The following is a 26132-nucleotide window of genomic DNA, read 5'->3' as shown; positions in this document are numbered from 1 at the left end:
CGCCTACGCCGCGAAAATCGCCCGAAGCTTCTTCGAGTTGAGCAGCGCCTGCACGCCCACCGCCGACACCGGCCGGCCGATCAGATAACCCTGCACTTCGTCGCAACTGATCTGGCGTAGATATTCGAGCTGGTCGGCAGTCTCGACGCCTTCGGCGACGACGTCGATGTTGAGGTCGCGCGCCAGCGAGATCACCGATTTCACGATCGCCGCGCAGTCCGGCTGCACCAGCATGTCGCGGATGAAGGACTGGTCGATCTTGATGCGGCTGAACGGCAGTTTGCGTAAATAGGTCAGCGACGAGAAGCCGGTGCCGAAATCGTCCAGCGCCACCGTGGCACCGAGCTCCAGCAGCGCGTTCAGGATCGAGGCGGCCGAACCGTATTTCGACAGCAGCATCGATTCCGTGATCTCGATTTCGAGCCGATGCGGCGCGACCTTGGCGTCGGCCAGCGCCTGCACGATGGTCTGGAGAACGCCGGTGTTGTGGAACTGTGCCGCCGAGAAATTCACGGCGACCCGGATGTTCTCCGGCCAGTCTGCCAGCGTCGCGCAGGCGCGGCGGATGACCCATTCACCGATCTCGTGAATCAGCCCGGTCTCTTCGGCGATCGGGATGAACTCGCTCGGCGGCACCAGTCCGCGCGAGGGATGCTGCCAGCGCAGCAAGGCCTCGAAGCCGGTGATGCGGTTTTCGCCGAGATCGAGGAACGGCTGGAACACCAGAAACAGCTCGTCGCGCGCGACGGCGCCGGCCAGATCCGTCTGCAACGCTTTGCGGTCGCGCGAGGCCTTGTCGTCGGCTTCCTCGAAGAAGCAGACCGTGCCCGGCCCGGCCTTCTTGGCGCGATAGAGCGCGGCGTCGGCGTTCTTCATGATGTCGAGCGGCGTGTTGCCGTCGCGTGGCGCAAGCACGATGCCGACGCTGGTCTCACCCGAGATCTCGCAGCCCTCGATCAGGAACGGCTCGGTGAAGGCCGCGACGAAGCGCTCGGCGATCCCCAGCGCATCCTCGGGACGAACCAGATTGGCCATCACCAGCGCGAACTCGTCGCCGCCGATGCGCGCGACATGCTCGGCCGCGCGGGTGCAGCGTTGCAGCCGGCTTGCGACCTGGACCAGGAATTCGTCACCGCCAGGATGGCCGAAGCGGTCGTTGACCTCCTTGAAGCGATCGAGGTCGAGCAGCAGCACGGCGAATTCCTCGCCGGACAAAGCGAGGCGCTTGAGCGCGCCATCGAGCGTCTCGTTGAAGGCGACGCGGTTGGGCAGCTGCGTCAGCGGGTCCTGTCGCACCGTGCGGTCTGCCTCGATCTGCCGTATCACGCGCCGCGCGAAGACGAAGGAATTGACGAACACGGCGCGCAGCAACACGGTCCCGTAGACCACCACCAGCACCGCCATCAGCACATAGGCGGGATCGCCGTCCTGGCCGAGGCAGATCGCGATGCCGATGAAGATCGGAGTCGTAAAGGCAATCGCCGCGATCGGGATGGTCGCGAAGGCCAGCGCGCCGCCGGCCAGCATGCCCGAGCAGAGGCAGGTGATGACGAGTTGACCGCCGGTGGAGGCGTTGGCGAAGAAGGCGACGGGCACGATGCCCCAGGCGGCACCGAGCATGAATGCGTTGCGCACCAGCCTGTGCATGGCGCGGCGCGAGACGAATTGCGGCTTTGTGATCCGGCGCGACAAATGGGATTGCAGGCCGAATGCGATCGCAGCACCGGCGACAACCACCGTCCAGCCGAGCGCGAACGCCCAGTCCGGCGAGTGCCGCAGCGCGACCGCAAGCACGGCGGCGTTGCAGGCATTGGCGAGCATGATGCCGACCGAATAGCCGAGCACCAGTGACATCTGTTCGGCGCGGATATGGCCGGCGACGGCTTCGTCGGTTGCAGGACCGCCAAAGGCTGACAGATCGCCGGCAAACAACCGAGCGATATAATTGGTCAGTTGAGTCCGCATTCGAGAGCCTGCAGCAGCATGGGCCGTTTGTCCGGCTCGATCCGGAGAATTCGCCGCAAACCTTTGACGAACTATGAATTATCCCCGATTGCCGCGGTCGCCGCGACCACTTCTGCGTGTTCGATCGCGAGTATCGATAACAATTCGATACAAATGCGGCGCCTCGGGTTACGGCTGTAACGGTGGGCGAATGTTCGCTATCACCTCCGCTGTCATGCCCCGCGCAGGCGGGGATCTAGTACGCCGCGGCCCATCGATTCGATCACTGCTGTCTCGGAATACTGGGCGGTTTCAACCGGTCGAGCCGGGCGATGACACCACCGTCGCGGAAGCGGTTTACCGTCCCAGCTGCTTCGGGTCGTAATAGAACCGCTCCTCGATCAACCGATCGCCGCGCCAGGTCTGCCACGCAATCTCGTCCAGCGTTCGGACGACACCTTCGGCATTTGTGAAGCTGAAGGTCCAGCGCGTCGCGACATGGTCGCCCTCGATCAGGCTCGGCCCGACGCGGACGGCCTTGACCTCCTTGGAGGCCGCCAGCACGCCGCGCTCCTTGGCAACGAGCTTGTCGCGGCCGATCGTCGGCGCGGCGTTGTTCTCGTAGGTGGCTGCATCGGGCGTACAGAACTGCTCGATCGCGCCGAGGAAATCCCCGTCCTCCAGGCGCTTCGCAAAGGCTTCGACGATGTCACGGCTCGGCATGGCGCACCTTTCGATTAAAACCGACTATTGGTCGGTAAATACCGACTGATAGTCGAAAAGTCAACTGGCCGCCTGCACCGAATTGGATTAGAGCTTCACTTGATCAAATCGAGGTGCGTCCGCGAAGAAGGTCAACTCCCTCTCCCGCTTGCGGGGGAGGGCTAGGGTGGGGGTATCTCCGCGATGAAGAACCCCAAAGAGGAGAGAACCCTCACCTGGCGCTTCGCGCCGACCTCTCCCGCAAGCGGGAGAGGTCGAGCAAACCCGCGGCTCCGGACGAGGATCCATGGCGAAACAGGCGGAGCGGCGGGCGGCGACGACAGAGGCGATCCTGACGTCGGCGCGCCGGCTGTTCGGGACGCAGGGCTTTGCCGCCACGACAATGGATGAGATCGCGGAAGGCGCCCGCATCGCCAAGGGCGCGGTCTATCATCACTTCAAAACCAAGGAGGCGGTGTTTGAGGCCGTGTTCGACCTGGTCTCGCGCGATCTCGTCGTCGAGATCGACAGCGCCGCGCGGGCCGAGAAGGACGTGCTGGCCGCGATGGTCGCCGGCACCCAGCATTATTTTGCCGCGACCGCCAAAGGCCCGACCGGCCAGATCATTTTGCGCGACGGCCCGGCCGTGCTCGGCTGGGAGCGCTGGCGCGAGATCGACGCAAAGCACTTTGGCGGCAAGATGCCGCGCGCGCTCTCGGTAGCGATGGAGGCTGGCCTCATCGCCAGGCAGCCGGTCGAGCCGCTGGCGCGGCTGCTGCTCGGCGCGGTGACGGAAGCCGCGGTCGCCTGCGCCGGATGCGCCGATATCGCAAGGGCGGGTGCGGAATATGCCCGTGCGTTCAAGTCGCTGGTCGAGGCGCTGCGTCTGCGCGCATGATTGTGCTAGTGCAGAATGAGTTGTTTGGGCGGTGCTGGCGCCAAACGCGATCACCTCTCCCCGTCGGGGAGAGGTGAAGTCGGAAACGCCCACACCAACAAGAAGAAGCGTAGCGCATGAACGCAAATTCCGTCCTGGTGTCGTCCGATCCCGAGTTCGACTACATCATCGTCGGCGCCGGCTCTGCCGGCTGCGTGCTCGCCAACAGGCTCTCGGCCAACGGCAAGCACAGCGTGCTGCTGCTCGAGGCCGGCCCGAAAGATTCCAATATCTGGATCCACGTGCCGCTCGGTTATGGAAAGCTGTTCAAGGAGAAGACCGTCAACTGGATGTACCAGACCGAGCCGGAGCCCGAATTGAAGGGGCGCCAGGTATTCCAGCCGCGTGGAAAGACGCTCGGCGGATCGAGCTCGATCAACGGCCTGCTTTATGTGCGCGGCCAGCACGAGGATTACGATCGCTGGCGCCAGCACGGCAATGCCGGCTGGGGCTATGACGATGTGCTGCCTTACTTCAAGAAGGCCGAGAACCAGACGCGCGGCGCCGATCAATATCACGGCAGCGGCGGGCCGCTGCCGGTCTCCAACATGGTCGTGACCGATCCGCTGTCGAAAGGCTTCATCGACGCCGCGGTCGAGACCGGTCTGCCCTACAATCCCGATTTCAACGGCGCCACGCAGGAAGGCGTCGGGCTGTTCCAGACCACCACGCGCAACGGCCGCCGCGCCTCGACGGCGGTGGCCTATCTCGGCCCCGCGAAGACGCGCAGCAATCTCAAGGTCGAAACCGAGGCGCTTGGACAGCGCGTGCTGTTCGAAGGGCGCCGCGCGGTCGGCGTCGAATACCGGCAAGGGGCGACCGTGCGCCGGGCGCGTGCACGGAAGGAGATCGTGCTGTCGAGTGGCGCCTACAACTCGCCGCAACTGCTGCAGCTCTCGGGCGTCGGGCCTGCCGATCTCCTGCGCAAGCACGGCATCGACGTCGTGCTCGATGCGCAAGGCGTCGGCCACGATCTCCAGGATCACATGCAGGTCCGCATCGTGATGCGCTGCTCGCAGAAGATCACGCTGAACGACACCGTCAACCATCCGCTCCGCCGTACGCTCGCCGGCGCGCGCTATGCGCTGTTCCGGAAAGGCTGGCTGACGATCGCGGCCGGCACGGCGGGTGCGTTCTTCAAGACCAATCCGCGGCTGGCTTCGCCCGACATCCAGGTCCACTTCCTGCCGTTCTCGACCGACAAGATGGGCGAGCGGCTGCATGATTTCTCCGGCTTCACTGCTTCTGTGTGCCAGCTCCGGCCTGAGAGCCGCGGCTCCTTGCGCATCCGAAGTGCCGACCCGACCGTTCCGCCGGAAATCCGCATCAACTACATGTCGACCGAGACCGATCGCACCACCAACGTCGAAGGTCTGAAGATCCTGCGCAAAATATTGAATGCGCCGGCGATGAAGCCGTTCGTGGTCAGCGAGTACGATCCCGGGGCGAAGGTATCCACGGACGCCGAGCTGCTGGATTATTGCCGCGAGCGCGGCAGCACCATCTACCATCCGACCTCGACCTGTCGTATGGGCAACGACGCGCTCGCGGTGGTGGACCAGCGGCTGAAGGTGCGGGGGCTCGAAGCCTTGCGTGTCGTCGACGGTTCGATCATGCCGGACCTCGTCTCGGGGAACACCAACGCGCCGATCATCATGATCGCGGAGAAGGCGTCCGATATGATATTGGAGGATGCGCGTTAAATACGCGTCTTGAGAGGATTTGGACTTGGCCACGCGATTCAAGATCGGCACCCGCAAGAGCGCGATGGCGCTGGCACAGACGGAAGAGATTGCGCGCCGCCTGACCGCCGCCGTGCCCGGTCTCGACGTCGAGATCGTCAAGTTCGACACCACCGGCGATCTCGACCAGACCAGCAAGCTCTTGCCCCATGGCGGCAAGGGCGGCGCCTTCGTCGCGCAGATCCGTGCTGCGGTGCTGTCGGGTGAACTCGAGGCGGCGATGCATTCGCTGAAGGACATGCCGGGCAACGAAGACACGCCGGGCCTCGTCATCGGCGCCACACTGTCGCGCGATCCGCCCAGCGATGCGCTGGTGCTGCGCGAGGGCGTCACACTCGAGGCGCTACGCCAGTCGCGCGGCAAGGGTTTCAAGATCGGCACCAACGCCGTTCGTCGCGCCGCCTATGCACGGCGATTGTTCCCGGACGTGGAGGTGATCCACTTCCGCGGTGCCGCCGACACGCGGGTGCGAAAGCTCGACAATGGCGAGATGCAGCGCCTGCCGGATGGCGGCGCGGTGGGGCCGGCGGACGCGTTGATCATGGCGCGTTCGGGCCTCGACCGCGTTGGTCTTTCCAGCCGCATCGCCTACGAGTTCACCGCGGCCGAAATGCTGCCCGCAGCGGGGCAGGGCATCGTCGCTGTGGAGTGCGCGACGCAGGACTGGCAAACGCGACAAATCCTGTCAGCGATCGACGATCCCGCTGCGCACGCATCTGCCGATGCCGAGCGCGAGGTGCTGTGGGTGCTCAACGGCCACTGCAATTCGCCGGTGGCGAGCTTCTCCACCATCGCGGGCGATCAGATGTCGCTCACGGCATCCGTGCTCGATCTCTCCGGCAACACCATCATCGAAGCCTCGCGCACAGGCCCCGCCGATCGCCCGCGTGAGCTCGGCCGTGCGGTCGGACTGGATCTGTTGGACAAGGGCGCCGCCGAGATCATCGAGCGCAGCCGGCCGCGCTAGCCTGGCTGCGAAGTTACGATCGTCGGGATCATGCCATCGTGCGCCTGTTTTGCCCGACGTGTCAAATGCCGGTGCGACAGGCACCCAATCCGCGCGGTGCGAAATCCTTCAATGATTTCTACTGTGCATGGGGTTGTTTTCGCGGTTTTTGTTGTTGGCAGTCGCTTTCCCCAATCTCAAGGTTCGAGACGCGCCGTAAGGCGGCGCTCCTCACCATGAGGCTCCGGAATGCCACCGCAGAATACGACCTCATCCTGAGGGCCCGCCAACGGCGGGCGTCTCGAAGGATGGGCCGCAAGCGAGCTTTTATCCCCGCACCCGCTTCAGCATCTGCTCGACATGGGCGATCGGCGTCTCCGGCTGGATGCCGTGGCCGAGATTGAAGATGAAGCGGCCCTGCGCAAAATTCGCCAGCACATTGTCGGCCGCGCGGTCGAGCGCAGCACCGCCGGTGATCAGCGCCAGCGGATCGAGATTGCCCTGCACCGCGACGCGGCTCTGCACGCGCTCGCGGATGAAGGCGGGCTCCGCGGTCCAATCGATGCTGACGGCGTTGACGCCGGTCGCCTCGACATAGCCAGGCAATTGCGCGCCGGCGCCGCGGGGGAAGCCGATGATCTTCGCATCCGGCACCTTTGCGCGCACGCCTTCGACAATGCGCCGTGTCGGCTCGACGGACCAGCGCGCGAACTCGACGGGCGGCAGCACGCCGGCCCAGGTGTCGAAAATCTGCAGGGCGTTGGCGCCGGCTTCGAGTTGCGCCAGCAGATATTGAATCGAGTTCTCGACCAGCACGTCAATGATTTTCGCGAACGCCTCCGGATGCCGATACGCCATCATCCGCGCCGGCGCCTGATCGGGCGTGCCATGGCCCGCGACCATGTAGGTCGCCACCGTCCACGGCGCGCCGCAGAAGCCGATCAGCGCGATCTCTGAGTCGAGCGTGCTGCGCACGAGCTTGAGCGCCTCGAACACCGGCTTGAGCTTGCCGAAATCGGCATGCGCGGCGAGCGTTCCGACCTTGGCGGGATCATCCAGCGGTTCGAGCCGCGGCCCTTCGCCGACCTCGAAGCGCACCGAGCGCCCGAGCGCATAGGGGATCACCAGAATGTCGGAGAAGATGATCGCCGCATCGAAGCCGAACCTGCGGATCGGTTGCAGCGTGACTTCGGCGGCGAGTTCGGGATTGAAGCAGAGATCGAGGAAGCCGCCCGCCTTGGCGCGCACCTCACGATACTCCGGCAGATAGCGGCCGGCCTGCCGCATCATCCACATGGGCGGGACGGCTTGCCGTTGGCCGGAGAGCACGTCGATGAATGGCTTTGTCGCAGACTGGGGCACGAACGATCCTGATGCAGATTGGGGTTCCTGATACACCGTGCGCGGCCCGAGCGGAACAGGGGAACCAGCGCAAATGCGCCGCGTTGCCCCGCCAAATGGAGGAGGAATTTCATGGCTCAGACATTCAATCCCGCGCCGCACGACAAGCACGCCGACGATTTGCGCGAGGCGCTCGCGGCCGACCGCCACGCCAGGCTCGATACCGGGTTGGAAGATACCTTTCCGGCCTCCGATCCCGTGAGCGCCACGCAGCCGACGCCGTCGAAGGCCGATGCCGAGGCCGACAGGCCCTCGCTCTGGGAGAAGGTTAAGTCCATCTTCAGCTAGGGGCCGCCGGTTTCCGATAGGCTTGATAAGACCCCGTTAGTGATCTGCGGATGCCACGGTCCGTAGGAGTACGGGAAAACCCGTAGATGAATGCGAATCCCGGCGCGCGCTTCAGGGTTCAATAAGAGAAGCGGCAGAAGTTCCGGCTATCGGAGATTTCTGCCGCATGAACGTCGCCTCACAGAGAGCCGGATGGAGCCGCTTGCCGTTGCGCGCGGCGGCTTTCGTCGTGCTCACCTGCGTGGCGATCCTCGGCATCAGCGGCTGGCGTGAGTGGGCCGCGCGGGATGCGGTGCTCAAGGGCGCCGAAACCGAGATGGCAAACGTCGCCCGCTCGTTGACGCAACATGCCGAGGACAGCCTCGATCTCCTGGATTCCGGCGTCGTCGGCGTCGTCAGCCGGCTCGAGATGGATGGCGCCGATCCCGTCACGGTCGCGAAGCTGCGCAATCTCCTGGAGACGCGCAAGAAGGCGATGGAGCGCGTCCATAGCCTCGCCATCATCGACGACCAGGGCAACTGGCTGACCTCGCCCGGCACGATCGCCTCGACGCTCAGCGATGATGCGTTCTTCCGTTACCACCAGCTCTCGCCCAAGCGCGAGGCCCTTATCGGCCACCCCGTGAAGAGCCTCGTGGACGGGGAGTGGGTCGTCACCCTGTCGCGCCGCTTCAACAAGCCCGACGGCAGCTTCGGCGGCGTCGTGCTCGCGGCCATCGGCTCTCGATATCTGGCGCATTTCTACGAGCAGTTCGAGATCGGTCGCAACAGCTTCGTGGCGCTGATGTACGGCGATGGCCTGATCATCGCGCGCAACCCGAACAACGAAAAATTCGTCGGCCGCAGCGTCGCCGACGCGCCGCTATTTCGCGCCCCCAGCCTGCAACGACCGAGCGGCGCTTATCAGTTCAAGTCGACGCTGGACGGTGCCGAGCGCGTCAGCTTCTTCAAACGCAGCAGCCGCTATCCGCTCGTCCTGCTCGCAACCGTCGACAAGGACGAGCTGCTCGCGCCATGGCGGGCTGCTGCGATCTCCCGCATGCTGTACGTGGTCGCGCTGGTGATGCTGATCGCTGTCATCGGCGCGGTGCTGGTGCGGCAGTTGCAGCGCGGCCAAAACATGGCGGCGGCGCTGATCGAGAAGGAGGCGCATTTCCGCCTGCTTGCGGAAGGCTCCAGCGACATGGTCACCCGCATCGGGCTCGACGAGCGGCTGCGCTACGTCTCGCCGTCGTCCAACCGTATCGTCGGCTGGCGCGCCAATCAGCTGATCGGCACCGACGCGCTCGCTGGAATCCATCCGGAGGACCGGCCGCACGTCCAGGCCATCGTCGATGCCATGAAGCGTGGCGACACTGACGAAGCACGCATCACCTACCGCAACGTGCACCGGGAGAAGTCCGAGGTCTGGCTCGAATCGACCATGCGCGTCACGCGCAAGGACAACGGCAATGTCGACGGCGTGGTCGCGATCTCGCGCGACATCACCGAGCAGAAGAAACTGGAGACCCGGCTCGAGACGCTCGCGACCGAGGACAGCCTCACCGGGCTTGCCAACCGCCGCCGCTTCGACGAGCGGCTGAAGGAGGAATGGGCGCGGGCCTATCGCGACCGCTCAAGCCTCGGCCTCTTGATGATCGACGTCGATCACTTCAAGGCCTACAACGACGAATACGGCCATCCCGCGGGCGATGCCTGCTTGCGCGTGGTCGCAGAGATCATCGCGGCCGAGATGCAGCGGGCCGGCGATCTCGCTGCGCGTTACGGCGGCGAGGAATTCGCCATGCTGCTGCCGAACACCGATGCCGCCGGCTGTGCCCGGATCGGTGAGCGAATCCGCAGCGCCGTCCATGATGCAGGTCTGGTCCATGCCTCCAATCCGGCGGCGCCATGCGTCACCGTCTCGGTAGGTGGTGCGGCCTGCCGGCCGTCGTTCGAGCGCACCGCGGGCGCGGGATCGCTGGTCGAGGCGGCCGACCGGGCGCTCTACGCCGCCAAGGATGTCGGCCGCGACCGCCTGATGATGTCGGGCGAGGTCATGAACCTGATGGCCAAGGCGTCAGGTCAGTAAAAGCCGTCCGGTCAGTAATTCCGCTCAATAATGCGGCGGGCGCTCGTTTGCCGGTCCCGGCGCATTCGTCTCGGCTTCCTGCAACCGCTCGCCGAGCTCTGCGATCTTCCGCGCCAGCGCATCGATCTGTTTCCACTGCGCGGTGATGGTCTGGTTCAGCGTCTCGATGGTATCGTCCTGATAGGCAAGACGCGTCTCCAGCGTGTCGATGCGCTCGGCGAGCGCCTTGATCTCATTCGTCACGTGCCGCGTCCTTGTCCCGTTCGCGCAAACCAAGTTCTTGTAAGCCATGGCCGAGTGCGACGCGCTCGTCGAACACGAAGCATTCGCCGCGCCAGCGGCTTTGCGCCTCAGGTACCTGTTCAAGATATTTCAGGATACCGCCCTTGAGGTGATAGACTTCGGCAAAGCCGCGCGCCACCAGATGCGCGCTCGCCTTCTCGCAGCGGATGCCGCCGGTGCAGAACATCGCGATCCTGCGATGTTTCGCGGGATCGAGCTGCTCGGCCGCAAAATCCTTGAACTGGCCAAAGCTCTTGATGTCAGGGTCGACCGCGCCCTCGAACGTGCCCATCGCCACCTCGAAGGCGTTGCGGGTGTCGAGCACCAGCGTGTCGGGCGAGGCGATCAGCGCGTTCCATTCGGCGGCCTCGACATAGATCCCGACCTGACGGGTCGGATCGGCGGCCGCATCGCCGAGCGTGACGATCTCCTTCTTCAGCCGCACCTTGAGCCGGCCGAACGGCATGGCTTCCGCAGTCGAGCACTTCAGTTCGAGATTGTTCAGGCGGCCGCCGAACATGGCGCCGTGCGCGAGTTCGTGGGCGAAGGCGTCAATCGCCGCGGGCGCGCCCGCAATCGTGCCGTTGATGCCCTCCTGGGCCAGCAGCACGCTGCCCCTCAGGGACAGGCCGGCACAGAACGCGCGCAGCGGCTCGCGCAGCTCGCGGTAATCGGGCAGGGCGGCGAATTGGTAGAAGGCGCAGACCTTGTAAGTCATGCGCCCGTTTAGCAGGCGGCCGGCGCGCAGAAAACCCGCAACCGATAGCTCTATTCCCAGCGAATGGCAGCCATTTCCCTGGTATGCCAGCATTGCCCGGACGGGTCGGGATGTGTCATGAAGGCCCGATTTTTCCTAGATGGCGCGCCATCTGCGCCCACGGTTTGAGAGAGCAGAACTTCGATGAGAAACTTCCACTTCCCCGGTAGGTCCACGGTCCACGCCACCAACGCGATGGTGGCGACCTCGCATCCGCAGGCATCTCTTGCCGCGATCGAGGTGCTGCGCGAGGGCGGCACGGCGGTGGACGCGGCGGTGGCGGGTTCGGCCCTGCTCGGCGTGATCGAACCGCAATCGACCGGCATCGGCGGCGACTGCTTTGCGCTGATCCAGCCGCGCGGCGAGGGCAAGATCATCGCCTATAACGGCTCCGGCCGGGCGCCGAGGGCGGCCAATGCCGACTGGTATCTCGAGCGCAAGATCAATTCCGTGCCGCTGACCTCGGCCCATGCGGTTTCGATCCCCGGCGTGATTGACGCGTTCGCCACCGTGCTGCGCGATCACGGCAAGTTCGGTTTCGACCGGCTGCTCCAGCCCGCGATCAAGGCGGCCGAGGAAGGCTATGTCGTCGCCCCCCGCATCGCCTTCGACTGGAAGAACCAGTTCGAGAAGCTGAAGGGCGGTACCAACACCGTGCGTTACCTGTTGCCGGGCGGCAAGCCGCCGGTCGCCGGCGACGTCATCCGCCAGGCCGAACTCGGCAAGACGCTGCGCGCGATCGCCAAGGATGGCCGCGACGCTTTCTACAAGGGCGCGATCGCGGAGGACATGGTCGAGACCCTGCGTGGGATCGGCGGCCTGCACACGCTCGACGATTTCGCCGCGCACACCACCGAGACGACGACGCCGATCGGCACCATGTACAAGGGCTATGACGTCTGGCAGTGCCCGCCGAACGGCCCGGGCGTCACCGCGCTGCTCATGCTCAACATCCTGTCGCGCTTCGACCTGACCAAGTACGCGCCGCTCAGCGTTGAGCGCTTCCACCTCGAGGCCGAAGCCGCGCGCATCGCCTACATGAACCGCGAGATGCATGTCGCCTCTCCCGAGCATATGAAGATCAACGTCGCCGAGATGCTCGAAAAGGGCTTTGCCGATGAGTACATCAGCAAGATCCGCATGGACGGCATGCTCGATCTGCCGAACGTCGCGCCCCCGATGAATCCCTCGACCATCTACATCACGGTGGTGGACAAGGACCGCAACGTCTGCTCGTTCATCAACTCGGTCGCGCATTCCTTCGGCTCGGCCATCGTCTCCAACAAGACCGGCGTGTTGTTCCAGAACCGCGCGGGCGGCTTCCGTATCCAGCCAGGCCATCCCAACTGCATCGAAGGCGGCAAGCGTCCGCTGCACACGATCATGCCGGGGCTGCTCACCAAAGGCGGCCGTTCCACGATGTCGTTCGCAGTGATGGGCGGACAATACCAGCCGACCGGCCAGACCCGTCTCCTGACCAATATCCTCAACTATGGCTGCGACGTGCAGGAGGCCATCGATATGCCGCGCGGCTTGCACTACGAGGGCCAGTACCAGCTCGAGGACAGCGTGCCGGCCGATATCGTCGAGGGCCTCAAGAAGCTCGGCCACAAGACCACCAGCGTGGTCGGCCCGCTCGGTGGCGCCCAGGCAATCTGGATCGACTGGGACAAGGGCACGCTCGCCGGCGGTTCCGATCCGCGCAAGGATGGCTGCGCGCTCGGCTATTGATCTTCGTGGGAACAAGTTCCCGCACCAATCAGCAAAAGTTGACGATGGGATGACGCGGCTTCTGCTGCGTCGTCCCGTCTCGTTCGGAACGGAGCTCGCGGCCCAAAGTTGAGGGGCGATGAGCGGTGCAGGCGTGCGCTGCTTTCCTTGCAAGCAGCGGAGGCCGCTTATGTCCAACGCTTCAGGTTCCCCACCCTCCGGATTCCATCGGCGTGCTTTCATCGCAGGCGCTGCCGGCAGCGCGCTCGTTCCGATGACCGCGCGGGCCGCCACGCAAGATGCGAGCGCACCGGCCCCACAGGATCCGGCGCTTCCCATCGACGTCACGTTGCGGGTGAACGGCCAGGACAAGCGCCTCAGCCTCGACGCACGCACCACGGTGCTGGATGCGCTGCGTGAGCATCTCAAGCTCACCGGCAGCAAGAAGGGCTGCGATCACGGCCAGTGCGGCGCCTGCACGGTGTTGATCGGCGATCGCCGGGTAGTGTCGTGCCTGACGCTCGCGCTCGCGGCCGAAGGTCAGGAGATCACGACCATCGAAGGACTCGCCACCAACGACCGTCTGCATCCGATGCAGCAGGCCTTCGTCGACAACGATGCCTTCCAGTGCGGCTATTGCACGCCCGGCCAGATCATGTCGGCGATTGCCTGCGTGAAGGAGGGACATGCCGGCACCGACGCCGATATCCGCGAGTACATGAGCGGCAACATCTGCCGCTGCGCGGCCTATCCCAACATCGTCGCCGCCGTGAAGCAGGCCGCGCCCGAGATCATGAAAGGTTAGGCGCATGCGACCGTTTTCATATCAGAGGGCGACAGACCCTGGCATGGCTGTGCAGGCGCTCAGTGCCGCCGCCGCTGCAAACAATCCGCTGACGCAGGCCAATGCACAGCCGCTCGCCGGCGGCACCACGCTGATTGATCTGATGAAGCTGGACGTGATGCGGCCCGCGGCGATCGTCGACATCAATCCGCTCGCGCGAGGCTGGTCGGCGATCGATCCGGGAGCCGACAATTTGCGGCTGGGCGCGCTTGCGAAGATGTCTGATGTCGCCGCGCATGACCAGATTCAGCGTAGCTATCCGGTTATCGCCAACTCCCTGAAACTTGCCGCCAGCGCCCAGCTTCGCAACATGGCGACGCTCGGCGGCAATGTCATGCAGCGGACCCGCTGCAGCTATTTTCGCGACGTCTCCTACGAGAATTGCAACAAGCGCAATCCCGGCTCGGGCTGTGCCGCGATGGATGGCGTCAACCGCATGCATGCGGTGCTCGGCACCTCCGACCAGTGCATCGCGACCTATCCCGGCGATTTTGCCCAGGCGCTGATCGCGCTGGACGCCACGGTCGAGATCACCGGCAGATCCGGGACCCGCGGCATGCCGTTCGCGGAGCTGCACAAGGCGCCTGGCAATACGCCCGAGATCGAGACCGCGCTTCAGCCGGGCGAGTTGATCTCCGCCTTCGTCATTCCCGGCCGCTGGCCGCGCTCAGTTTACCTGAAGGCGCGCGACCGACAGTCCTATGAGTTCGCGCTGTCCTCGGCTGCGGTCGCGCTCGACGTGCAGGACGGCACGATCCGGGATGCGCGTGTCGCGCTTGGCGGTGTCGCCACGGTGCCCTGGCGCGCGCGAGAGGCGGAAGCGCTGCTGAGGGGACAAAGGTTCGATGACGGTCTGGCACAGCGTGTCGCCGATACCGCCTTCGCGGACGCGAAGGGGCGCCAATACAACAGCTTCAAGATCGCACTCGGCAAGCGCGTCGTGGCACGCGCGCTGCAGCAGGCCGCAACGATGGAGATCTGACCATGACCGCAGCTGCTCCCGATCCGAAGGCGAATATGGGCCAGCCCGTGCCGCGCTACGATGCAGCGGCAAAAGTCACGGGGCGGGCGACCTACGGGTCCGATATGCCGCTGGACAATCCGGCCTATGCCTTCCTGGTCACCAGCGCGATTGCCAGGGGCCGCATCAACAGCTTTGATCTGCACGATGCCAAAAATGTCCGCGGTGTGATCGACATTGTCACGCACGAGAACGCACCAAAGTTGAAGGAGTCAAAGCTCTTCAGCAATGGTGGCTATGCCGGGACCACGATCCAGCCATTGAAGTCGGCCGACATCGCGCATGACGGCGAGATCATCGCCGTGGTCGTCGCGGAGAGCTACGAGGCTGCGCGCGAGGCCGCTAACCGCGTCAAGGTCAGCTACTCGGCGGCCACCCCGAGCGCGAGCTTCGACTCGCCTGGAACGACGAAAGCCGCTGCGAAAGGCCAGAACGCGCAGTTCAAGGAAGACCCGCAGGTCGGCGATTTCGCCAAGGCGTTTGAGGAGGCCGAGGTGAAGGTCACCGCTTCCTATGACACGCCGACGCAGCACCACAATCCGATGGAGCTGTTTTCAACGAGCTGCGCCTGGATGGGCGATAATCTCGTCATCTATGAGCCCAGCCAATATGTCTACGGCCTGAAGAACGGCGTCGCCGAGCAGCTCGGCATCGACGCCGACAAGGTGAGGGTGGTCAATCCCTATGTCGGCGGCGGTTTTGGCTCTCGCGGCTCGATGACGCCGCGCACCGCCATCATCGCCGGCATCGCGAAGCGGCTGAACCGGCCGATCAAGTTGGTCCCCACGCGCGACCAGGGTTTTACCATTGCAACCTATCGGGCCGAGACTCGGCACGAGATCAAGCTCGGCGCCGGCCGGGACGGCAAGCTGGTCGCCCTCAGGCACGAGGGCGCGGAGGTGTCCTCGCGCGCTGATGCCTATTGCGTCGGAGGCACCAAGACCACGGCGCGGCTCTATGCCTGCCCCAATGTCGACAGCCTCGTATCGATCGTGCGCGCCGACCGCAACACGCCGGGCTTCATGCGGTCGCCGCCGGAGGTGCCGTATCTGTTCGCGCTGGAGAGCGCGATGGACGAGCTTGCCGTGAAGCTCAACATGGATCCGGTCGAGCTCCGTCGCGTCAACGACACCACCAACGAGCCGATCGGCGGCAAGCCCTACACGTCGCGGTCGCTGATGGCATGCTTCGACGAGGCCGCCAAGGCCTTCGGCTGGTCGCAGCGCTCGGCGGCGCCGAAATCGATGTCCGATGGCGATTGGCTGATCGGCTATGGCTGCGCGGCCACCTGTTATCCGACGCAGATGGCGCCTGCAGCGGCGCGCGTTCGCTTGCAGCGCGACGGCCGTACCCGCGTCGAGATCGCCGGTCATGAGATCGGCACCGGCGCCTATACGATTCTGGCGCAAACGGCAGCCGAGCGGCTTGGCGTGCCGCTGGAGAAGGTCGCGGTCTTCGTCGGCGACAGCGACTTGCCGCCGGGACCCGTCGCCGGTGGATCGAATTCGACGGCCAGCACCTGTTCGGCAGTGATGATGGTGTGTGACCAGATTCGCCAGCGGCTGTTCAAGGCGGTGATGCCGGGCGACACCCTCACCGACAAGGCGAAGGAAACGATAGGCCTCAGTCAGGCGCCGACGACGCAGGCGGCAAAGGGCGACCGTCCGCTCGACATCGAGAAGGCGTTCGACGCGCTCGGTGCCGGCGTGGTCGAGGAATATGGCGAGTGGAAGCCGGACGGTGCGCCGCTGGATTCTTTCAAGGCCATGCATAGCGGGCACGTGCGTATTGTCGGCGGGGCAGCGATGAAGGACAAGATTGCCTATGCCTTCGGTGCGGAGTTCGTCGAGGTCAGGGTCAACCGCTACACGCACGAGATTCGCGCACCTCGCCTGGTTGGTGCGTTTGCGGCCGGCCGCATCATGAACCCGCGGACGACGCGCAGCCAGCTCATGGGCGGCCTGATCTGGGGCATGTCCTCCGCGCTGCTGGAGGCCACCGAGATTGACGAACGCACCGCGCGCTACGTCAACGACAATTTCGCCGATTATCTCGTGCCCGTGAATGCGGATGTGCCCGGTGTCGAGGTCATCCTGCTCTCCGAGCAGGACGATCACATCAACCCGGCCGGCGCAAAGGGCCTCGGTGAACTCGCCAATGTCGGCACCAACGCTGCGATCTGCAACGCGATCTATCACGCCACGGGTCAGCGCATCCGCAAGCTGCCGGTGCGGCTGGAAAATATCGAGGTCTGAGGGGTGGAAACGGCCCCGGCCTTGCGCTAGACACCTTCCGCCTCAAACGGAAGGTGTTCTATGCAGCGTTTTCAGCGCGCACTCCTCGCCATCATGTCGGCACTCGCGATCACTGTGATCGCCAGCGTGTCGACATTCGTCTCCACCACGGCATCGGCCCAGACCGCAGGAAAACCCATGACCACAGCTTCAGGCTTGCAGACCATCGACAGCGTCGTCGGCACCGGTGCTTCGCCGAAGCCCGGCCAGATCTGCGTGATGCACTATACCGGCTGGCTCTACGAGAACGGCCAGAAGGGCAAGAAATTCGACTCGTCGGTCGATCGCAACGAGCCGTTCGAATTCCCCATCGGCAAGGGCCGCGTCATCGCCGGTTGGGACGAGGGCGTGTCCACGATGAAAGTCGGCGGCAAGCGCACGCTGGTCATCCCACCGCAGCTCGGCTACGGCGCCCGCGGCGCCGGTGGCGTAATCCCGCCGAACGCGACGCTGATGTTCGACGTGGAATTGCTCGCGGTGAAGTGAGCGAACAGACGGACAAACAAAAAGACCGGCCGCGAGGCCGGTCTTTTCGCTTTCAGTTTTGCGCGCGTCACTCGGCCGCGCGGCGCGCTGCAGCAGCGGCGCGATCAATCGCTTCCTTTGCAGCGTCCTTGGTGTCGCCCATGGCCTTCTGGCCCTTGCCCTTCACTTCCTGGACCGCGCCTTCGCCCTGGAGGCGTTCGGAACCGGTGGCTTCACCGATGCCCTGCTTGGCCTTGCCGATGGCTTCGTTTGCGTTGCCCTTGACCTTGTCGCTCGTGCTACCCATGAAACTCTCCTTCCAGATTGTTCGCGACGACAACGTCTGGTGGCTATGAGGGTTCCGATTTTGGTATGGCTTGATAGGCCGGCTTTGGTTAGTTTCGCGCGCACGGAACCAACAGAGAGCAAGTCCCATGACCGGCCATGACCACACGCACTCCCACCATGACCACGATCATCACGACGATCGCTGGAAACATGACGGCGTGCGCGTCATTCCCGGCAACCAGCTCGATACCAACGTGCCATCGACGGCGGGCATGGACCGCGCGGCCGCGATCAATTTCGCACGCGTCGGCGCGCAGAAACTGTGGGCGGGCACCGTCAGCATCAAGCCCGATGCCAAGACCGGCGCGCATCATCACGGCCATCTCGAAAGCGTCATCTACGTCGTGAAGGGCAAGGCGCGGATGCGCTGGGGCGAGAGCCTGCAATTCACCGCGGAGGCCGGCCCGGGCGATTTCATTTTCGTGCCGCCCTACGTGCCGCACCAGGAGATCAACGCCAGCCGCGACGAGGTGCTGGAATGCGTGCTGGTGCGTAGCGACGGCGAGGCGGTCGCGATCAATCTCGACATCGAGCCGGTCGAGAAGCCCGAGACCGTGCTGTGGATCGATCCCGTCCACCGGGATCCCAACGAGAAGAAGTAAGGCTGAAGACCGGGCGGGGCGGTGCGACAGAACCCCGCAGCCGGGAGTCAGAAAAATAATTCGACAGCCGTGTCGGATAGCGGCTCGGCCGTCCGTCCTTGGGCAGAACCCCGCCCAAGGAGCTTCCGATGCCCAGGATGATTTTCCTCAATCTGCCGGTGACCGACCTCAAGTGTGCAACCGCCTTTTACGGGGCGATCGGCGCGACGAGGAATCCGCAATTCAGCGACGATACCGCGAGCTGCATGGTCTTTTCCGAGAGCATTTTCGTGATGCTGACGACCCACGACAAATTCCGTCATTTCACGCCGAAGCCGATCGCTGATGCAAAGACCTCGAACCAGGCGTTGTTCTGCCTGTCCGCCGACAGCCGGAACGAGGTCGACGATATCGTCGCCAAGGCCGAGGCTGCGGGCGGGGTGGCCGATCCCAGCCCGAAGGACGAATATAGCTTCATGTACGGCCGCAGCTTTGAGGATCCGGATGGCCATATGTGGGGTGTGAACTGGCTGGACATGGCAGCGGTCCCCGCGAAGCCCGCGATGGCGAACGCCTGATCGAAACCCGAAGAGGAGCATTCGCAATGTCCAAGCTCGTGCCCTGCATGTGGTTCAACGGTGATGCTGAGGAAGCCGCAAAATTCTACGTCTCGCTCGTGCCGAATTCGGAGATCACGCACGTTCAGCAAAACGTTTCGGACGGCCCGTCCGGCACGGAAGGCTCCGTGCTCGTTGTCGAGTTCACGGTGGCCGGCCAGCCGCTGGTCGCACTCAACGGCGGCATGAAGATGGAGTACACGCACGCGATCTCGCTGATGATCCATTGCGACGACCAGGCCCAGGTCGACAGCGTTTGGAACGCATTCCTCGCTCATGGCGGCAAGGCAGAGCAGTGCGGCTGGCTGAGGGATCGCTGGGGCGTGGCGTGGCAGGTGGTGCCCAAGGTGATGTTCGACTTCCTGTCGAGCCCCGACAAGGCCGCCGCCGCACGCGCGATGCAGGCCATGATGAAAATGGTGAAGCTTGACGTGGACGCCTTGCGGCGTGCGTTCGAGGGCAAGTCGGCGGCGTGACGTCAGCAGAGGTGCCGTAGGGTGGTGCAAAGGCGCGATAGCGCCGTGCCCACCATCCGTCTCCGGTTGAGAGAGAAGTGGTGGGCACGCTTCGCTTTGCCCACCCTACGAAAGCTAGCCTGGGCCCACCCGCTAATAATTGATCCTCAGCCCCACGCCGCCATGGATGGTGTTGCCGACCGGCTGCGGGCCCAGCGTGCCGTTGGCGAAGAGGTCCACGACCCAGCCCCTCTGCACGCGGAAGCCGAGGCGGCCGCCATATTCGAACCAGCCCTGGTTGCCCATCGTCGGCACCACCATGCCGTCGCCGGTCACGGTGGCGACGATGCCGCTATGGCTGGCGAACGACTGCACCCGGCCGCCGTTGATGTTGGTCTCGACGTTGCCGGCGAAGAGATGGGTCCACTGGCCGCCGATCTTGACCAGGCTGGTGCGGTCGGTGCCGGTCGCAATATTGGCGTCGAACGGATTGAACGCGACCACATTGTCCGCATAGCCCGATACGCGCTGCCAGAGCTGCCAGACCTCGACGGAGGCTGCGACCTCATCCTGGCCTGACAATCGGCTCATCCAGCCGGCGCGACCGTAGACCGCGTAATTCGCGGCGTTGGTCGAGCTGGTCACGCTCACTGGACCCAGGCTGGTATTGTAGCTGCGGGTGTAGCGCGCCTTCTCCCATGGTGTCAGGATCGTGCCGACGTCGAAGAACGGACGCGACGAGCCCCAATCGGTGAAATCATAACGCAGTGCGAAGGCGCCGATCGGAGCGCTGGTGATGTTGTAGCCGCCCTCGCTGTATTGCGTGTAGGCGAGGCCGGCGAGCAGCGACAGATTGGGCGTCAGCTCCTTGCGGCCGTGGATGCCGGCCGAGAACGAGCCGGCCGAGCCGAACGCGCTGATGCAGTCGCTGCAATTGACCTGCTCGTTGACGCCAAGCAACACCGTGCCGAGCACGCGGTTGGTGATCATCTGGTTGAAGCGCTGGTTGGCGAGGCCGCCGACCGATTTGCCGCTGGAATCGGAGCCGGTCGGAGTTGGGCTTGACATCGGGCTTGACATCGGGCTTGGCGACGGGACTGGGTTCGGTGATGGGGACGGGCTCGGCGACGGATATGGGCTTGGTGACGAATAGGGGTTAGGCTCGCCGCATTCAAACCCGCAGGTGCTCGCGGCCCCGGCCGGACGGGTGTGGAGCGCGAACTGTGCAAACGCCGAGGTTGCGGCCAATGCGCCCGCCAGGACCAATCGCTTGAAGCCGAGCTTCGCCATCGTCAGCGCCCGCACAGCATGCCATCGTCATGGACGGCAGGAGTGATGGTCGGTGAGGCGTCGGCATATTGGTTGACGGAGCACAGCCCCGCATTCGCGGCGCAATTGGCGGCGAAAGTCCAGGGCGGCGTGTTGGTCTTGGTGATGGAGACCTTGCCGCCGGTCGAGGTGATGACCGCGGTGTCGCCCGGCTGGGTCAGCTGGATGCACTGGAAGTTCAGCGTGCAGACGCTGGCCGCGCCCTCCTGAAGCACGACGACCGAGCGGCCGCGCTGCGACAGGATGTCGAGCGTGGTGCCGCGAACGCCGATGGTCGCGAGCGGCGTTGTGATCTTGTAGGCGGTCTTCTCCGAATGTCCGGTCACGAAGCGGAAGGCGCCCGTGGCCATGCGAATCGCGACGTCGCGATAGCTGTGCTCGTCGTTGAAGACGGTGCGGTCGAGCTTCAGCGTGGCGCTCGGTCCAAGCGACAGATTGGTGCTGTCGGCCATGACGAACCGCGCTGCGCTGTCGGCGCCGGTGCGCACGGTCTCGTCGCGCAGCATGCTGTCGCCGACGCTGATCGGCGACGTGGTCGCGGCGACGCGTACCACCTCGTTCTGAACCAGGACGGCTTCGCCGACGCGCGTTTGGGCCTGCGCGCAAGTCGCTGCGCACAGTGTGGCGGACAGCAGTGCAGGGAAAAGCAGAAAACGCAAATTCATATCGTACCCGATCGAAGTCCCTGATCGCGCACGCCTCTGTTGTGGTAGAATGATCACAAGCGGCGCGGGACGAGCGTTAGCTTAGTGACAGTTGCGGCGGAATGCGTTCAATGGATCGGCTGAGTTGTTTTTTTCGCGGTGACGCAGATTTGCCACGCAAAATAATCCCACAGCAGTCGCTCGAAGCACACGCGGCTCCGAAGTTGTCGCGAAGCGCAGTGATCGCCGTCGCGATCTTCCTAGCTGCGCATCTCGCGCTGCTGATCGGGCTGGTGACGCCCGAAAAGTTCGTCTTTGACGAGGTGCATTACGTGCCGGCGGCGCGGCAGATGCTTGGCTCCGGGACGTCGCAGCCGATGCTCAATCCGATGCATCCGCCGCTGGCGAAAGAGCTGATCGCGGCATCGATCGCTGCATTCGGCGACAATGCGCTGGGCTGGCGCTATCCGGCGACACTGTTCGGTGCGCTCGCGATCGTTGCGATCTATCTCTGCGGCCTCGCGCTGTTCGGATCGCAAGCGCCTGCGATCGCGGCGGCGCTGATCGCGGCGTTCAACCAGATGGTCTATGTGCAGGCGCGCATCGCGATGCTCGACATCTTTGCGCTCGGTCTCGGTCTGCTCGCCATCGCCGCCTTCATGCACGGCTTTCGACGAGAGCGGCCGCAGGCGCTGTTCGCGCTTGCAGGGGCGTTGTTCGGCCTCGCCGCCGCCTGCAAATGGAGCGGACTGTTTCCGCTCGGTGTCTGCATCGTCATCGTTGCGGTGATCCGCCTGATGCAGGGCTGGCACACGCTGTTCGCCGATGCGAAGCCAAGCGACTGGTACCGCCCCGATCTCTGGCCCGGCTTCAGGGCGCATCATGCTGCGCTCTGCTTCGCGCTGTTGCCGGCCGTGACCTATCTCGCCGCCTTCGTTCCGCTCTACGGGGTGTCGTTGCCGGATCTGATCGAGGCGCAGCGCCGGATCTTCGCCGATAACACCACCACCGCGATCGCCGGCCACACTTATATGAGCTCATGGCCTTCCTGGCCGTTGCTGGCGCGGCCTGTGTGGTTCCTGTTCGACAAGACTTCGGACGACAACGTCGCGGCGGTCGTTTTCCTCGGCAATCCGCTGGTAGCGTGGCCGGCACTGCTCGCGCTCGTCGTGGTGTTGCGCGACTTCATCGTCGCGCGTCGCTGGGATGCGTTCCTGATCGCGGCGTTCTATTTCGGCCCGTGGCTCGCATGGGCGCTGCTGCCGCGCACGCTGGGCTTCATCTATTATTATCTGCCGGCCGCAACAGCGGCCTCGCTCGCGCTGGTTTATGTGCTGCGCAGAGAAGACCTGCCGCGCTGGCTGTTGTGGGCCTATGTCGGTACTGCCGCGATCGGCTTTGCGGTGATGTTGCCGATCTCGGCCGCCTTCATCGGCACGTCGATGCAGCTGTTCAACCGGCTGATGCTGTTCCAGAGCTGGATCTGACAACAGAAGACCGCCTGCCACTCTCGCGGCAGGCGGCTTGTCGATGGCCGCAATCGCTTCTCAGATCATTTCGACGCGGTCTTGGTGTCCATGTTCACGACCTGGACGCGACGGTTGATCGGGTCGGCGCCGTTGGCGGTGTCCTTCAGCTTGGTCTTGCCGTAGCCGACGGTGACGAGATCGTTGCCGCTGAGGCCGTAGTTCTGCACCAAGTACTTCTTGATCGTGTCGGCGCGACGCTCCGAGAGGCCCTGATTGTATTCTTCGGTGCCGATCGCATCGGTATGGCCGGCGACCACGAAGGTCGAGCCCTTCAGCGACGGATCGGACAGCGCCTTGCCGAGCGCCTGCACCGACGGCACCGAGGTCTTGGCGATGTCGGCCGAGTTGTAGTCGAACTGGATCTCCAGATCGATGTTCGGCTTGGTCGCCGCGAGCTCGGCGATCTGATCGCGCTCGCCCATCGAGAGCGAACGGGTCTGCCGGTTGCGTACGGTATTGAGGAAGGTCGCTTCCTTGGCTTGCGCCGTCGGATCAGCTTGCGGACCGGCGGACAGGCCGCGGGTGATCGGCTTGGGCTTCAACGCATCCAGGATCTGGTTGGTGGAGACGCTGGTGTCGCCGGCGAAAGCGAGGCCCGCCGTCAACGACAGCGCCGCCGTGAGCGTGATCGCCTTCAGTCCAAAAAACTTATTGAAATGGGTCATTGTCGTATCCTCGCTGTGACGCCTGATGGCAATTTGATGCTGCGAGCATAGGGAAGGTTCAAAGGCTCGGATGTGATTCGGGTCACATTCAGAAATCGCCGAAGTACCATCCGCATCTTAGCCGCATCTTAGCGCCGGCGCCGGTCGGCATCCGTCGCATCCAGCTAGCTGGCAGTGGCCCGTTACCGGTGCAGCACAAGGCCTGCTCAGGAAGTAACGCTGTCTCGTTCGATCCTCGAAAGCAGGTGCAGATCCTTCACATCATTTCGAATCGGTCTTCTGCGATTCGCTGGACTTCGGGCCGCAGCGGGTACAATCTCCCTGCCATTGCTCGTCACCAGCACTCATTGCCCGTTGCGCCAGCCGCGCGAAGAGTAGCCGTCGCAGCGTCGCTCAGCTCGGTTCGAGCATTAGAAATCCCCGGGTGATCCAGATGACAGTGCGTCGTTGTGAACTGGATCAGATAGCTCTCATCGGATCGGCTCGGGCTGATCCGAGAACAGCGAAGAAGTTTGGATCAGGGGAGAATGATCATGCGCTTCTTGATCGCAGCAATTTCAATCGCAGCATTTCTCGTCAGCGGCAACGCAGCTTTCGCTGACAAGCGCGTCGCCTTCGTGGTCGGCAATGCCGCCTACAAGAATGTCCCGCAGCTCCCAAACCCCGCGATCGATTCCAAGACGATGGCCAGGGTGCTGCGCAATGTCGGCTTCGATGTCGTCGAGGGCGCCAACCTCACCCGCGACGCCATGACTGCAAAGCTTTTGGAGTTTGGCAAGAAGAGCGAAGGCGCCGATGTCGCCGTGTTCTTCTATGCCGGCCACGGGATTGCCGTGAACGGCGTCAACTATCTGTTGCCGATAGACGCAGACCTGAAATCCGAAATCGACGTCAAGCTCGGTGCGGCGATCAATGTCGACATCACGCTCGATCAGACCATGGCGGATGCGAAGGTGAAGCTCGTATTCCTGGACGCCTGCCGTGATAACCCGTTCGCGGCAAAGATCCGGTCGGCCAAGGCCACCCGCTCCGTCAACGTGCAGACTGGCCTCGCCGAGATGAAGTCGGGCGAGGGCACGCTGATTGCCTTTGCCACCGGTCCCGGCCAGACCGCGCTCGACGGCGAGGCCGGCACCAACAGCCCGTTCACCCGGGCTCTCGTCGCCAACATTGCCCAGCCCGGGATCGAGATCCAGCAGGCCATGACCAAGGTCCGTGCCCAGGTCAGTGACGAGACCAGCAAGGGGCAATTGCCCTGGGGCCACACCAACCTCACCGGCAACGTCTATCTCAATCCGGTTGGTGCGTCGGCCACGGCCACGATCGATCCGTCGAATGCGCCGGTATCGGCCGCGGCCAGGCAAGGCTCCGACATCGAGCTCGAGTTCTGGCGCTCGATCAAGGACACCAATAAGGTGGAAGAACTCAACGCCTATCTCACCAACTATCCGAACGGCACGTTCAAATCGATCGCACTCGCCCGCATCGCGGCGTTGCAGGATGGACCGTCCAATACCACCCGCAACCTGTCGGCCGGGATCGATCCCGCGACCTTCACCGAAGAAGCCAGCCAGATGTCCGAAGACCAGATCGGTCTGGACAAGAGCCAGCGCCGCGACGTGCAGCGCCGCCTCACCGGGCTCGGCTTTGACGTCAAGGCGACCGGGAAGTTCGACGACGAGACCCGTTCCGTGATGAAGCGTTGGCAGGCCGCACGTGGCTATCCCGCCACCGGTTATCTCAACAAGCTCCAGCACAAGGCTCTGCTATCGGAGATCGTTTCGACCCGCGCTGCCTCCTCTGAGCAGGCAGACGATGAGCCGGCGCGTCGCCATTCCTCCGGTGGTGGCGGTCGGCGCCATTACAGTGGTGGCGGCGGCGCCCCGACGGGCGCCCCCGGCGGTCTGTTTGGCGGCATGATGGGTGGATTGTTTGGCCGCCGCTGAGGGCAAACGGCCACGGGCGGCGGCTCAATCCGGGCCGCCTTCCCTGTCGGAAACCTGCGCTTATCCTTCGTCGCAAAGCGGTCGCGTGGCGGCCTGTCTGCGAACAAGTTTTCGGCAAGATGCGCGCCTAGCAGGACTCCTGATCCGACAACCGCAAGCGAAGGGGAGCCGAGTTCAATCCTGTGCCAAGGCCGAGTGACTATCAGTTCTATCGTGGCGGCCCGCCGGATCGGACCGTGTTCCTGAGTTCCATGCCGATCTATATCGGTGCGGCGATGATCGCAGTGGCGATCCTGCTCTCGACGCTGATCACGGGATTGACCTCCCGCTATGTCGGCCTCGAAGCTCCGACCGACGAGAACATGTGGCTGGTCGACCGCCTCACCGGCAACGTCTATCGCTGTCAGGCCGAGGGGCGCGGCAGGGCCGCGTGCGAGCCCGACATTGCCACCGGCAGCCTCAGTGATCGGCCGAGAGCGCCGAAGGACGGCCGCTAGAGCCGGTTTCACTTTGCATTGCAGCAAGAAAATTTTCTTCTCCGCGAAACATTGTCGCGAGACAATACGTAGTTGCGAATGCCGGCATGGCGCCGGTTTCGTTTTACGGAGGAGACT

At 64.2% G+C, this 26132-nt stretch carries 25 protein-coding genes; 16 read left to right on the top strand and 9 right to left on the bottom strand.

Features of this window, described 5'->3' with window-relative positions; all coding sequences use genetic code 11:
* Positions 1 to 3: 3 nt before the first annotated feature.
* A complete protein-coding gene (locus tag YUA_RS0102870; RefSeq protein WP_027529298.1) occupies positions 4 to 1965 on the bottom strand; it encodes a bifunctional diguanylate cyclase/phosphodiesterase in 1962 nt (653 codons plus the stop codon).
* Between the two features lie 336 nt (positions 1966 to 2301).
* Positions 2302 to 2667, bottom strand: coding sequence for a nuclear transport factor 2 family protein (locus YUA_RS0102865; RefSeq protein WP_027529297.1), 366 nt, complete (start codon positions 2665 to 2667; stop codon positions 2302 to 2304).
* Positions 2668 to 2953: 286 nt separating this feature from the next.
* Here YUA_RS0102865 and YUA_RS0102860 point away from each other — a divergent pair, with 286 nt between their 5' ends.
* The 3 genes from YUA_RS0102860 (at position 2954) to hemC (ending at position 6292) form a co-directional block, all read left to right on the top strand.
* Entirely contained in the window at positions 2954 to 3544 is a 591-nt protein-coding gene (locus YUA_RS0102860; protein ID WP_027529296.1) for a TetR/AcrR family transcriptional regulator, read from the top strand.
* A gap of 116 nt (positions 3545 to 3660) precedes the next feature.
* On the top strand, positions 3661 to 5286 hold the full coding sequence (locus YUA_RS0102855; RefSeq protein WP_027529295.1) for a GMC family oxidoreductase: 1626 nt from the start codon (positions 3661 to 3663) through the stop codon (positions 5284 to 5286).
* Positions 5287 to 5311: 25 nt separating this feature from the next.
* Positions 5312 to 6292, top strand: coding sequence for a hydroxymethylbilane synthase (gene hemC / locus YUA_RS0102850; protein WP_027529294.1), 981 nt, complete (start codon positions 5312 to 5314; stop codon positions 6290 to 6292).
* A gap of 306 nt (positions 6293 to 6598) precedes the next feature.
* On the opposite strand, the gene hemE is transcribed toward hemC, so the two are convergent.
* Positions 6599 to 7633: a uroporphyrinogen decarboxylase gene (gene hemE / locus YUA_RS0102845; protein WP_027529293.1), complete on the bottom strand. Its 1035-nt coding sequence runs from the start codon at positions 7631 to 7633 to the stop codon at positions 6599 to 6601.
* Between the two features lie 111 nt (positions 7634 to 7744).
* On the opposite strand from hemE, the gene YUA_RS0102840 reads away from it, so the two are divergent.
* Together YUA_RS0102840 and YUA_RS0102835 are read left to right on the top strand one after the other, a co-directional pair.
* Positions 7745 to 7960 carry a hypothetical protein gene (locus YUA_RS0102840; RefSeq protein WP_027529292.1) on the top strand — a complete coding sequence of 72 codons (216 nt, stop codon included), beginning with the start codon at positions 7745 to 7747 and terminating at the stop codon, positions 7958 to 7960.
* Between the two features lie 166 nt (positions 7961 to 8126).
* Positions 8127 to 10031 (top strand): diguanylate cyclase, encoded by a 1905-nt coding sequence (locus tag YUA_RS0102835; protein ID WP_027529291.1) that lies wholly within the window; start codon positions 8127 to 8129, stop codon positions 10029 to 10031.
* A gap of 24 nt (positions 10032 to 10055) precedes the next feature.
* Here YUA_RS0102835 and YUA_RS0102830 read toward each other — a convergent pair whose 3' ends face one another.
* Together YUA_RS0102830 and YUA_RS43380 are read right to left on the bottom strand one after the other, a co-directional pair.
* A complete protein-coding gene (locus tag YUA_RS0102830; RefSeq protein WP_027529290.1) occupies positions 10056 to 10274 on the bottom strand; it encodes a SlyX family protein in 219 nt (72 codons plus the stop codon).
* Positions 10264 to 11031, bottom strand: coding sequence for a rhodanese-related sulfurtransferase (locus YUA_RS43380; RefSeq protein ID WP_035970398.1), 768 nt, complete (start codon positions 11029 to 11031; stop codon positions 10264 to 10266). The genes YUA_RS0102830 and YUA_RS43380 overlap by 11 nt, the downstream gene beginning before the upstream one ends.
* A 183-nt stretch (positions 11032 to 11214) precedes the next feature.
* Between YUA_RS43380 and ggt the strand changes: the two genes are divergently transcribed.
* The 5 genes from ggt to YUA_RS0102800 all read left to right on the top strand — a co-directional run bounded on the left by ggt (position 11215) and on the right by YUA_RS0102800 (position 17425).
* On the top strand, positions 11215 to 12801 hold the full coding sequence (ggt, locus tag YUA_RS0102820) for a gamma-glutamyltransferase (RefSeq protein WP_027529289.1): 1587 nt from the start codon (positions 11215 to 11217) through the stop codon (positions 12799 to 12801).
* Positions 12802 to 12970: 169 nt separating this feature from the next.
* The gene (locus YUA_RS0102815; protein ID WP_027529288.1) at positions 12971 to 13585 is read left to right on the top strand and encodes a (2Fe-2S)-binding protein; all 615 of its coding nucleotides are present in this window, start codon (positions 12971 to 12973) and stop codon (positions 13583 to 13585) included.
* A gap of 43 nt (positions 13586 to 13628) precedes the next feature.
* The gene (locus YUA_RS0102810) at positions 13629 to 14606 is read left to right on the top strand and encodes a xanthine dehydrogenase family protein subunit M (RefSeq protein ID WP_245285090.1); all 978 of its coding nucleotides are present in this window, start codon (positions 13629 to 13631) and stop codon (positions 14604 to 14606) included.
* A 2-nt stretch (positions 14607 to 14608) separates the two neighbouring features.
* Positions 14609 to 16900, top strand: coding sequence for a xanthine dehydrogenase family protein molybdopterin-binding subunit (locus YUA_RS0102805; protein ID WP_027529286.1), 2292 nt, complete (start codon positions 14609 to 14611; stop codon positions 16898 to 16900).
* 60 nt (positions 16901 to 16960) lie between these two features.
* Positions 16961 to 17425, top strand: a complete 465-nt coding sequence (locus YUA_RS0102800) for an FKBP-type peptidyl-prolyl cis-trans isomerase (protein WP_027529285.1) — start codon at positions 16961 to 16963, stop codon at positions 17423 to 17425.
* A gap of 67 nt (positions 17426 to 17492) precedes the next feature.
* Here the strand turns inward: YUA_RS0102800 and YUA_RS0102795 are convergent, their stop codons facing one another.
* Entirely contained in the window at positions 17493 to 17711 is a 219-nt protein-coding gene (locus YUA_RS0102795; protein WP_027529284.1) for a CsbD family protein, read from the bottom strand.
* 127 nt (positions 17712 to 17838) lie between these two features.
* Here YUA_RS0102795 and YUA_RS0102790 point away from each other — a divergent pair, with 127 nt between their 5' ends.
* The 3 genes from YUA_RS0102790 to YUA_RS0102780 all read left to right on the top strand — a co-directional run bounded on the left by YUA_RS0102790 (position 17839) and on the right by YUA_RS0102780 (position 19426).
* Entirely contained in the window at positions 17839 to 18354 is a 516-nt protein-coding gene (locus YUA_RS0102790; protein WP_027529283.1) for a cupin domain-containing protein, read from the top strand.
* Between the two features lie 128 nt (positions 18355 to 18482).
* Positions 18483 to 18911, top strand: a complete 429-nt coding sequence (locus tag YUA_RS0102785; RefSeq protein ID WP_027529282.1) for a VOC family protein — start codon at positions 18483 to 18485, stop codon at positions 18909 to 18911.
* A gap of 26 nt (positions 18912 to 18937) precedes the next feature.
* Positions 18938 to 19426 (top strand): VOC family protein, encoded by a 489-nt coding sequence (locus YUA_RS0102780; RefSeq protein ID WP_027529281.1) that lies wholly within the window; start codon positions 18938 to 18940, stop codon positions 19424 to 19426.
* A gap of 132 nt (positions 19427 to 19558) precedes the next feature.
* Here the strand turns inward: YUA_RS0102780 and YUA_RS0102775 are convergent, their stop codons facing one another.
* Complete coding sequence (locus YUA_RS0102775) at positions 19559 to 20695, bottom strand: hypothetical protein (RefSeq protein ID WP_035970396.1); 1137 nt, start codon at positions 20693 to 20695, stop codon at positions 19559 to 19561.
* A gap of 2 nt (positions 20696 to 20697) precedes the next feature.
* On the bottom strand, positions 20698 to 21399 hold the full coding sequence (locus YUA_RS0102770; protein ID WP_027529279.1) for a FecR domain-containing protein: 702 nt from the start codon (positions 21397 to 21399) through the stop codon (positions 20698 to 20700).
* Between the two features lie 203 nt (positions 21400 to 21602).
* Here YUA_RS0102770 and YUA_RS0102765 point away from each other — a divergent pair, with 203 nt between their 5' ends.
* Positions 21603 to 22865 (top strand): phospholipid carrier-dependent glycosyltransferase, encoded by a 1263-nt coding sequence (locus YUA_RS0102765; RefSeq protein ID WP_027529278.1) that lies wholly within the window; start codon positions 21603 to 21605, stop codon positions 22863 to 22865.
* 65 nt (positions 22866 to 22930) lie between these two features.
* Here the strand turns inward: YUA_RS0102765 and YUA_RS0102760 are convergent, their stop codons facing one another.
* Positions 22931 to 23572 (bottom strand): OmpA family protein, encoded by a 642-nt coding sequence (locus YUA_RS0102760; protein WP_027529277.1) that lies wholly within the window; start codon positions 23570 to 23572, stop codon positions 22931 to 22933.
* A 533-nt stretch (positions 23573 to 24105) separates the two neighbouring features.
* Here YUA_RS0102760 and YUA_RS0102755 point away from each other — a divergent pair.
* Both YUA_RS0102755 and YUA_RS0102750 read left to right on the top strand, forming a co-directional pair.
* Positions 24106 to 25518, top strand: coding sequence for a caspase family protein (locus YUA_RS0102755; RefSeq protein WP_027529276.1), 1413 nt, complete (start codon positions 24106 to 24108; stop codon positions 25516 to 25518).
* A 251-nt stretch (positions 25519 to 25769) separates the two neighbouring features.
* Positions 25770 to 26015: a hypothetical protein gene (locus YUA_RS0102750; RefSeq protein WP_027529275.1), complete on the top strand. Its 246-nt coding sequence runs from the start codon at positions 25770 to 25772 to the stop codon at positions 26013 to 26015.
* Positions 26016 to 26132: the final 117 nt, after the last annotated feature.

The sequence above is a fragment of the Bradyrhizobium sp. WSM3983 genome (genome assembly GCF_000473045.1).
Taxonomy (GTDB): domain Bacteria; phylum Pseudomonadota; class Alphaproteobacteria; order Rhizobiales; family Xanthobacteraceae; genus Bradyrhizobium.
The sequence above is the reverse complement of the archived record's forward strand: the minus strand, read 5'-3'. Positions and strand labels throughout refer to the sequence as shown.